The following is an 8,221-nucleotide window of genomic DNA, read 5'->3' on the forward strand; positions in this document are numbered from 1 at the left end:
TTCATCTTCTTCCATGAATATTAGCCCCACATCATGAAGAGTGTTAAAGTCAAAATCCTCTTCGTCTTCTTCTTTCATAAAATATACAGAAAATGTTTGACTCGGAGATGAAGCATGCATAATATATTCATCTCCCATTTCATGACAAGCGACAGTATTAAATGATAATTCATCACCTTCCCATGTTATATCGAAAGATTCATTTCCGCCGCTAGTTTCATCTGAACTATTTCCTTCAGTTTCATCGCTTTCTTCGTCATCACTCAAATTATCACTATACGAGCTTTCATCTTCAGTGTTCTGATCAGCCTTCTCTTCCTCAGAACAACCAACCATTGTTAATGACATTATTAATCCAGCTATTATTAATAAATAGTTGAATTTTATTTTCTTTACCATGTTGATCACCTCCACACCTCTAAAATATTGATTGATCGCATGTGTCTTACTATCTGATCTACACAATGCGACTGACTGTCTTCATTATATTAAGTCAAGGTTAAATGGAAGTTAAATAATGGTTAAAACGTGAAAATAGACAACGCTTTTTATTGCTCTGAATAATTGTGATTTATTAAGGGGATTAAAATAGTAAAAGGTTAAAAGAGGGTGAGAAAATGAACAGAGGAATAATAACAGCACTTTCAGCTATAGGTATTGCTCAAGGGTTGAAAATCTTTACTCATAAAAAAGTTTCAGGAAGTTGGGATATGAAACAAGCTGGCACGTCTGGTGGGATGCCTAGCTCTCATTCAGCTGGCGTTTCAGCACTCACCTCTTATATGGCAGCAAGTAGAGGAATTCGTCATACTGAAACAGCTTTAGCAACCATTTTTGGAATTATTGTCATGTATGATGCACAAGGAATTCGTCGACATACTGGTGAAATTGCTCAAATCGTTAATGATTTAGAAGATCATTTCGAAGAACTTTCAGGAAGTTATCCAAGCTTTCAATTTGTTAAACAAGATAAAGAGTTAGAAGAAGTTTTAGGTCATCAACCGATCGAAGTGTTTGGGGGAGCTTTATTAGGCACCTTAATTGGACTGATTTCAGCAAGTTTAGAAAAGAAGTGAACAAGCGTCTAAATGTTGTGTTAAATTTCTCACATCATTTAGGCGTTTTTGTATTTTACTTAAAAAACTTAAAACTTTATAGGCTATACAGACATATAGTAACGCATGACATTATTGAAAAAGGGAGTTTAATCATGAAGTGTCAAGAGTATGTGGAAAGAACGGAAAGGATCCCTATTCAATTCCCGCCTCAACATCAGCCTTTTCATCCAGGACTTGAGTATTTAATGGAACCAAGACCCATTTCAGAAACGCCTTATTACCAACCATCTGGGAAACTGCAAGGTAAAGTCGCGATTATTTCAGGTGGTGATAGTGGAATTGGAAGAGCAACAGCATATGCTTTTGCGAAGGAAGGGGCAAGTATCGTTATCGTTTATTTAAATGAACATGAAGATGCAGAAGAAACGAAAGAGCGCGTAGAACAAATAAAGCATCTCCATATTTTTTTCTATAATATATGTTTTGGGCAAATGTTTGTGACGTTTATATTTAATAAAGATTAGGGAGGATTCATCGAGAATACTCCCTGATCTTTTATGTTTAATGTATTATAAATTTCGTTTTGTACCTAAGTAGTTTAAAACGGGTTTGTCGCCCATTGTAATGATTGTTTGATGAAAATACGTTGGTTAAGTTTTAACTGTGCTACCATATATTCAGCTAAGTCTTCTGGCTGCATAAATTTATCGGGATCGTTTTTCTCATCCAATTCTTCACCGAATGGCAATTCTGTCGCAACAAGGCTTGGTTCATCGTAAACACACGAATGTTATGTGGACGGACTTCTTGCATTAATGCTTCTGACATGCCTTGAACAGCGAATTTTGAAGCGGAATAGGCAGAAGTGCCAGCTGTTGCTTTAAGGCCACTACTAGAAGAGATGTTAATTATATCTCCGCGATCTTCATCAATCATATATGGCAGTACAGCGCGGGTAACGTTGTACATACCAAACACATTCACGTCAAAAATTCTACGCCATTCTTCAGGATCTGTTTCTAAAAATTTACCGTAAGATGCAATACCAGCGTTGTTAATTAAAATGTCTGGTGAACCTAACGTTGAAGCTAAGTTTTTAACCGTTTGATTTACTGCAGTCAAATCAGAAATATCAACAATTCCGATCTTTACTTTAACTCCATGCTTTTTCACTTCTTCAGCGACTTCTTCTAATTTGCTTTCTTGTCTGGCGATTAAGCCGACATTAACACCTTCTTTTGCTAATTCAATAGCTGTCGCTCGTCCAATTCCTTGGCTAGCCCCTGTAATATATGCAATTTTACCTTCTAATTTCTGTCCCATAATTGAACACTCCTTTTCTATAGGTATAATTAACAGTTTAACGTTACTTCGTGAATATTTTCAAAAATTCGACTTTGTACTGTGGTGAATTTTGTTAGAAAAAAATTAAAAATACCTCTTCCTAAAATTCGACAAATTCTTTATAATATCGAATGTACAAACTTAGAAATTGTCTAAATATTTATAAATTGGGAGGAAGAGAAAGGTAGGGACTTCATATGGAGGAGAAACGTCGTGGGTTATTTCAACGTTTCCTTGATGTCATCGAGCGTACAGGCAACAAACTCCCACATCCGGTTACATTATTTGCAGTTCTAGCATTAATGGTACTTGTGGCGTCTGCACTCGTTTCGTACATCGGGCTATCAGTTGAGCACCCTGGAGATGGAAGCGATGTAACAGTTAATAATTTATTAGATACTGAAGGCATTCGCTATATTTTTGGAAGTATGGTTGATAACTTTATCGGATTCGCGCCATTAGGCGTTGTACTTGCGACTATGTTAGGTATAGGACTCGCTGAACGATCAGGCCTAATTAGTGCAGCATTACGCGGATTTGTATTATCAGTACCTGGCTTCTTGATTACAGCGGGTATTGTTTTCGCTGGTATTATGTCCAGTGTTGCATCAGATGCTGGTTACGTTGTATTACCACCATTGGGAGCGGTAATCTTCGCAGCATTAGGTCGTCACCCGCTAGCTGGTTTAGCAGCAGCATTCGCTGGTGTATCAGCTGGTTTCAGTGCGAACCTTTTCTTATCAGCAACAGATGCGATGTTAGGTGAGCTAACAATCGAAGCAGCAGCGATCGTCAACCCAGCATACGCTGAGACGATGAACATTGCGATGAACTACTGGTTCATTATGGCGTCAGTCATTATTCTGACTCTTGTTGGTTGGTTCGTTACAGAAAAAATCGTTGAACCTCGTTTAGGCGAGTATAAAGGCGAGCACCGTGAAGAGTTAACTGGTTTAGAAGCGACAGAAAAGAAAGGCCTTGTATGGGCTACTGTTTCTGGTTTAGTCACAGCAGTTGGTTTTGCATTACTTGTATTACTTCCAAATGGACCTTTACGTGCAGATGATGGTGGTATTATTCAATCACCATTTATGGATTCACTCGTTCCAATTATTTTAATCTTGTTCTTCATACCAGGCCTTGTCTATGGTATTGTAACGAAGGCGATTAAGAGTGATAAAGACGTTGCGAACCAAATGTCTGATACGATGGCAGCAATGGGTATGTTTATTGTCCTTGCCTTTACAGCAGGTCAGTTCGTAGCGTACTTCAACGAGTCAAACATGGGTCTAGTATTAGGTGTGTTAGGTGCAGAGTTCTTAGAAGCAGCGAACTTTACAGGAATTCCGCTTATCGTTGCGTTCATTTTCGTCGTAGGTGTGATTAACCTTTTCGTCGGAAGTGCGACAGCGAAATGGGCAATGTTAGCACCTGTATTCGTACCAATTATGATGCAATTAGGTTATTCACCTGAAATGGCACAAATGGCGTACAGAATTTCAGACTCAGCAACAAACATTATTACACCATTACTACCGTACTTCGCGATTATTATCGCGTTTGCGCAACGTTACAGCAAGAACATGGGTATTGGTACACTCATTTCGGTTATGTTCCCATACTCAATCGCATTCATGATCGTTTGGACAATTATGCTAATTGGTTGGATGTTCCTAGGTCTTGAATTAGGACCTGGCTCTCCAATTCTTTATAATGAATAATAGAAGTAACCTCTCCATTTAAAATGGGGAGGTTATTTTTTGCACTTTTACGAAAAACAAGCCATCATATATAATAAATAGACTAATAGAAATGCGAGGTGTAAAGTATGAAGTTTATCGAGCAGGTCATTATATCATTCATTAGTGCGTTATTATTTACAATCATTGCACCTCAATTAGGGATATCTTTTTTGATGTTCTTTTGGGTATCATTTTTAATTATATTTACTTTAGGACAACTGCTGAATTACTTCGTGAAATACATCGTCGATAATGATCGTTTTAAAACCACTGTGTATCGTTATTTGGCGAGTGTAATGTTGTATGCTTACGGTGGAGTACTCATTTTAGCAAGCCTATCATTAGTGATTGAACGGTTAGCGCCATTAGAACTTTTCAACTTATTAACTCTAGGCGTACTTCCAGCTTGGCTATACTTTCACCTCGACCTATTGGTTAAACGGTTGTTGCCGAAACTGATGGAACGAAATGATACAAATTAAAAATCGCTCATTGTTCTATTGAACGAGCGATTGATGAGCAATATTACTCTTCGACCTTGACATTCTTAAAAATATTTAACGCAAAAACGATTACAGCAAGGACGACACCGATCCCACCGATACTCACAAGCGGAAGCAAATGAATGTTTCCGGCTAAGACGAAAAATAAGCCAACCATCATAATAGGTAAAGAAATGTTGTGTAACCAGAAATGGATTTTACCCAGACCACTCATACTTGCTTTAGGAAATATTAAATATAAAATACCTGCTAGAGTCATAGATGTCCAGCCGAGTAAATTGATGTGAGCATGAACACCTGTATAAATGTATTGTCCCGTCATAGACATATATAAACCTAGTAACACACCAATCACAAAATAGACGACCGATATTTTAATTAACTTAATCCCCACAAAATCACCTCCCGTTATAAACTATATGACATTAATTGAATAAAATTAATTAACTTAACATAGATTTAACCTTTACGTTTTACAATAGCTTTGGAGATTATATGAGATACAACTACACTCGAACAAGAATCTTACATAAGTGGTCTAAAGTTTTCTTTATTAGGGGGAGAATGTTGTGTGCGACGGAAGAATGCATAATGGGGTAGGCGGGTTAAAGCAGCAACACAAAAAGTTGGACCGTGGGTGGTTCAACTTGATGAAAGAGGCTGAAGCGATTGGTTTAACGCCAAAAGAGGTCGAACAGTTTTTACAAGAGCGTCAGAAGGTAAAGAAATAGCCGAATCCAATAGTGGACTCGGCTATTTTTTAGTTTAGTTTTCATATGCATCGATCAGTATTTCGATATAGTCGATCGCTTCATCTTCAATTACATCTGCATCACCGTGGAAATTGGTGTGAATAATCAATTCATCAAGCGAAATGGTGCCGAAAAAGCCTTCTGGTGGCGTGTCAATAATTTCATAGGCTACATCGTGTCCGTTAATTTCATCGATTTCCATTCCGTCAGCTTTATGTTCTTCTAATTGAAAGTCATCGGTTTTAGGTTCAATTGAAATCCGGTATTGAGAGTCACCGGCATATGGCCCGTAAACATACTCAACATCATCTCCTCGATCATCTTCAACACTACCTGACTGTAATTCGCCATCCACTTGGCTGAAGTGTAAACCAACTTCGTCATCTGTCGTAATGTTAGCGGCAGTTAACGTTAGATCATGAGGTTCGACAATGTGTACATCGTAACCAGCTTTTTCACTCAACACATCTTCATACTCACTGTAATCCGTACTTCCATTCCCGTTACAGGCTGATAAGATGAACAAGAAAATAATTAAGTAAAATATTTTATCCATTTAACCACTCCCCTAACACGATATTCTACCAAAAATTTCATAACCCTTCACAGTCTAAATTTTTTCTAAAAAAGTGAAGGAAAATAGCGATCTTAATCGAATTTACTTAGTAAGGCGAAATAATTTGATTGGGGTGTAATGATTGATGAAACAAGATTGGGTTAAGTCTTATGAAACGTATATTGAAGAGGTTTTAAACAAGTATCAAGTACCAGGAGCAGCATTTGGTGTCGCAAAAGATGGTAGTGCCATCTATGAGCGAGGGTTTGGATATCGAAATGTCGATGAACAACTTGAAGTAAATGAAGACACGATTTTTGGTATTGCTTCTATTACAAAGTCATTTACTGGTGTTGCGATTATGCAATTACAAGAGGCGGGAGAGCTATCAGTTGAAGACAAGGCAGTTACGTACTTACCTGATTTAAACTTCGGAAACAAACAGCATACGGAGAAGGTGACAATTCATCATTTATTAACTCATACGGCTGGTTTGCCACCTTTACCTAGTCTTTATCATGCGATGAGGCATTCTATAGAAAATGATTCTTCTGTTCCTGCGAAGCAAATGGAACGTGTGAAGTCTCATGAACCGATTGAAACTTATGAAGAGTTAATGACATTCATTGGCCAGCTAGAGGTCGAATTATTAGGAGAGCCTGGTAAGGAGTTCAGTTATTCAAATGACTGTTATGCTTTGTTAGGTGCAATTATTGAACGTGTTAGTGGCATGCCATATGATCAATATGTGACAGAAAATATTTTAAAGCCTGCTGGAATGGTAAACAGTACTTTCAAGATGGATGAAGTATTGCAGTCAGACAATGTAACGACAATCTATGCATCTGATGAAAAAGATGGCGAGAAGGAAGTGTACGCTTCAGAGGCATGGTGGGATTCTTATGCGATGTGTGCAGGTGGATTTTTAAGGTCAACTTTAGCAGACATGATGCGTTACACTGAAATTTTCCGCAATGAAGGAAAATTTGGAGAGAACAGAATTATTACGCCAGAAAGTGTACAAGTAATGATTCAACCTCATGTTCAATTTCAAGACAATAAATATTACGGTTACGGCTTAATGATTACACCGAATTATAATGGCGGAACTTTAGTAGAGCATGGTGGTAGCCTTAAAGGTGTGTCTTCTAATATGGGGGTTGTACCAGAAAAAGGGCTTGCTTGTGTCGTCTTAAACAATCTTTCGGGTGTTCCAGCGTTCAAGTTAATGATAGCAGGCTTTAATGCAGCTCAAGACATCGCGCCTGAAACACCACTTACGACGTTTAACGATTGTGATGTTAATGAGTCTGAACTAGACCAATATGTCGGGATTTATAAGTCAGGCGAAGGAGCCGAGGTTACGATTAGTAAAGAAGATGACAAACTTTACTACAAAGGAGAAGGGGAAGCTTTACTCATGCGACCTGTTGGTGAACACCTTTTTACGATTGAAATGAGCGAATCAGAATCACCAATTCGCTTTTTGTTTAATGATGATAGGGAAGTTCGTGCCTTATTCCATGGTGTCAGACAAATTCCGAAAGCCTTAGACGTAGAAGAGGAAGCTGAAGCGCGTTAACTTATGATGAAAATCATTCTCAATTAGATTGACAGCCCTTTCATTAAAGTTATATAATAACAGTGATTAAAGGAAACGGACAACTTGATGGAAGGTGACATAGATATGGATCTATTTGAGGCAATTCATGAACGAAGAAGCATTGGTAAAGTGAAGGACAAGCCTGTAGAGGATGAGTTAATAGAGAAGATTTTAGAAACAGGGACGTGGGCGCCGAATCACTTTTATACAGAACCGTGGAAATTTTACGTGTTAAAAGATGAAGGAAGAAGACCATTAGGCCGTACACTGGCTGACATTGCGAAAGAAGATATGGAAGACCCAACAACACCTGAATGTCAGGCGAAGCTAGAACGTATTGAGCAAAAACCATTCCGCGCACCAGTCATCATAACGGTAGCAGTAACACCATCAGATCAAGACAAAGTTATTCCAATTGAAGAAGTAGGTGCGGTTAATTCTGCCGTTCAAAATATGTTACTCGCAGCACACGGCTTAGGGTTAGGCGCGATTTGGCGCACAGGTAAGCCAACATATCATCCGAAAATGAAAAACTTATTCGGCCTAAGAGAACAAGATGAAGTGCTAGGCTTCATTTATATTGGGCATCCAGAACAGAAGAAAGAAAAAGGAACACGCACACCGTTTCAAGAGAAAACAACATGGATTACAGCTGATCAAGGT

The 8,221-nt window shown here is 38.2% G+C and carries 10 protein-coding genes and 1 pseudogene; 7 read left to right on the forward strand and 4 right to left on the reverse strand.

Annotated elements, in window-relative coordinates; translation table 11 throughout:
• Positions 1-399, reverse strand: a 399-nt coding sequence (locus A194_RS18400) for a hypothetical protein (RefSeq protein ID WP_040402876.1), incomplete at its 3' end; no start/stop codon positions are given.
• A gap of 218 nt (positions 400-617) precedes the next feature.
• Here A194_RS18400 and A194_RS0112535 point away from each other — a divergent pair.
• Both A194_RS0112535 and A194_RS0112540 read left to right on the forward strand, forming a co-directional pair.
• Positions 618-1,076: a divergent PAP2 family protein gene (locus A194_RS0112535; RefSeq protein WP_017187176.1), complete on the forward strand. Its 459-nt coding sequence runs from the start codon at positions 618-620 to the stop codon at positions 1,074-1,076.
• A 134-nt stretch (positions 1,077-1,210) separates the two neighbouring features.
• Positions 1,211-1,582: an SDR family NAD(P)-dependent oxidoreductase gene (locus A194_RS0112540; RefSeq protein WP_017187177.1), complete on the forward strand. Its 372-nt coding sequence runs from the start codon at positions 1,211-1,213 to the stop codon at positions 1,580-1,582.
• 74 nt (positions 1,583-1,656) lie between these two features.
• Here the strand turns inward: A194_RS0112540 and A194_RS18405 are convergent.
• A pseudogene (locus A194_RS18405) lies at positions 1,657-2,381 on the reverse strand (3-ketoacyl-ACP reductase).
• A gap of 218 nt (positions 2,382-2,599) precedes the next feature.
• On the opposite strand from A194_RS18405, the gene A194_RS0112550 reads away from it, so the two are divergent.
• Positions 2,600-4,123: an AbgT family transporter gene (locus A194_RS0112550; protein ID WP_017187178.1), complete on the forward strand. Its 1,524-nt coding sequence runs from the start codon at positions 2,600-2,602 to the stop codon at positions 4,121-4,123.
• Positions 4,124-4,230: 107 nt separating this feature from the next.
• Positions 4,231-4,626: a hypothetical protein gene (locus A194_RS0112555; protein WP_017187179.1), complete on the forward strand. Its 396-nt coding sequence runs from the start codon at positions 4,231-4,233 to the stop codon at positions 4,624-4,626.
• A gap of 43 nt (positions 4,627-4,669) precedes the next feature.
• Here A194_RS0112555 and A194_RS0112560 read toward each other — a convergent pair whose 3' ends face one another.
• Complete coding sequence (locus A194_RS0112560; RefSeq protein ID WP_017187180.1) at positions 4,670-5,041, reverse strand: hypothetical protein; 372 nt, start codon at positions 5,039-5,041, stop codon at positions 4,670-4,672.
• A 175-nt stretch (positions 5,042-5,216) separates the two neighbouring features.
• On the opposite strand from A194_RS0112560, the gene A194_RS19855 reads away from it, so the two are divergent.
• The gene (locus A194_RS19855; RefSeq protein WP_017187181.1) at positions 5,217-5,378 is read left to right on the forward strand and encodes an anti-repressor SinI family protein; all 162 of its coding nucleotides are present in this window, start codon (positions 5,217-5,219) and stop codon (positions 5,376-5,378) included.
• A gap of 34 nt (positions 5,379-5,412) precedes the next feature.
• Here A194_RS19855 and A194_RS0112570 read toward each other — a convergent pair whose 3' ends face one another.
• Positions 5,413-5,955 (reverse strand): hypothetical protein, encoded by a 543-nt coding sequence (locus A194_RS0112570; protein ID WP_017187182.1) that lies wholly within the window; start codon positions 5,953-5,955, stop codon positions 5,413-5,415.
• A gap of 145 nt (positions 5,956-6,100) precedes the next feature.
• Here A194_RS0112570 and A194_RS0112575 point away from each other — a divergent pair, with 145 nt between their 5' ends.
• Positions 6,101-7,537 carry a serine hydrolase gene (locus A194_RS0112575; RefSeq protein ID WP_017187183.1) on the forward strand — a complete coding sequence of 479 codons (1,437 nt, stop codon included), beginning with the start codon at positions 6,101-6,103 and terminating at the stop codon, positions 7,535-7,537.
• Positions 7,538-7,642: 105 nt separating this feature from the next.
• The coding region (locus tag A194_RS18410) for a nitroreductase family protein (RefSeq protein ID WP_017187184.1) at positions 7,643-8,221 on the forward strand (579 nt) is incomplete at its 3' end.

Origin of the sequence: Alkalibacillus haloalkaliphilus C5, from assembly GCF_000269905.1 — a bacterium.
Taxonomy (GTDB): Bacteria; Bacillota; Bacilli; order Bacillales; family Alkalibacillaceae; genus Alkalibacillus; species Alkalibacillus haloalkaliphilus_A.

Bases quoted from the DNA above. Each gene is read 5' to 3' on its own strand.
- A194_RS0112570 (WP_017187182.1), bottom strand. From the start codon at position 5,955: ATGGATAAAATATTTTACTTAATTATTTTCTTGTTCATCTTATCAGCC.
- A194_RS0112550 (WP_017187178.1), top strand. From the start codon at position 2,600: ATGGAGGAGAAACGTCGTGGGTTATTTCAACGTTTCCTTGATGTCATC.
- A194_RS0112540 (WP_017187177.1), top strand. From the start codon at position 1,211: ATGAAGTGTCAAGAGTATGTGGAAAGAACGGAAAGGATCCCTATTCAA.
- A194_RS0112575 (WP_017187183.1), top strand. From the start codon at position 6,101: ATGAAACAAGATTGGGTTAAGTCTTATGAAACGTATATTGAAGAGGTT.
- A194_RS0112535 (WP_017187176.1), top strand. From the start codon at position 618: ATGAACAGAGGAATAATAACAGCACTTTCAGCTATAGGTATTGCTCAA.
- A194_RS0112555 (WP_017187179.1), top strand. From the start codon at position 4,231: ATGAAGTTTATCGAGCAGGTCATTATATCATTCATTAGTGCGTTATTA.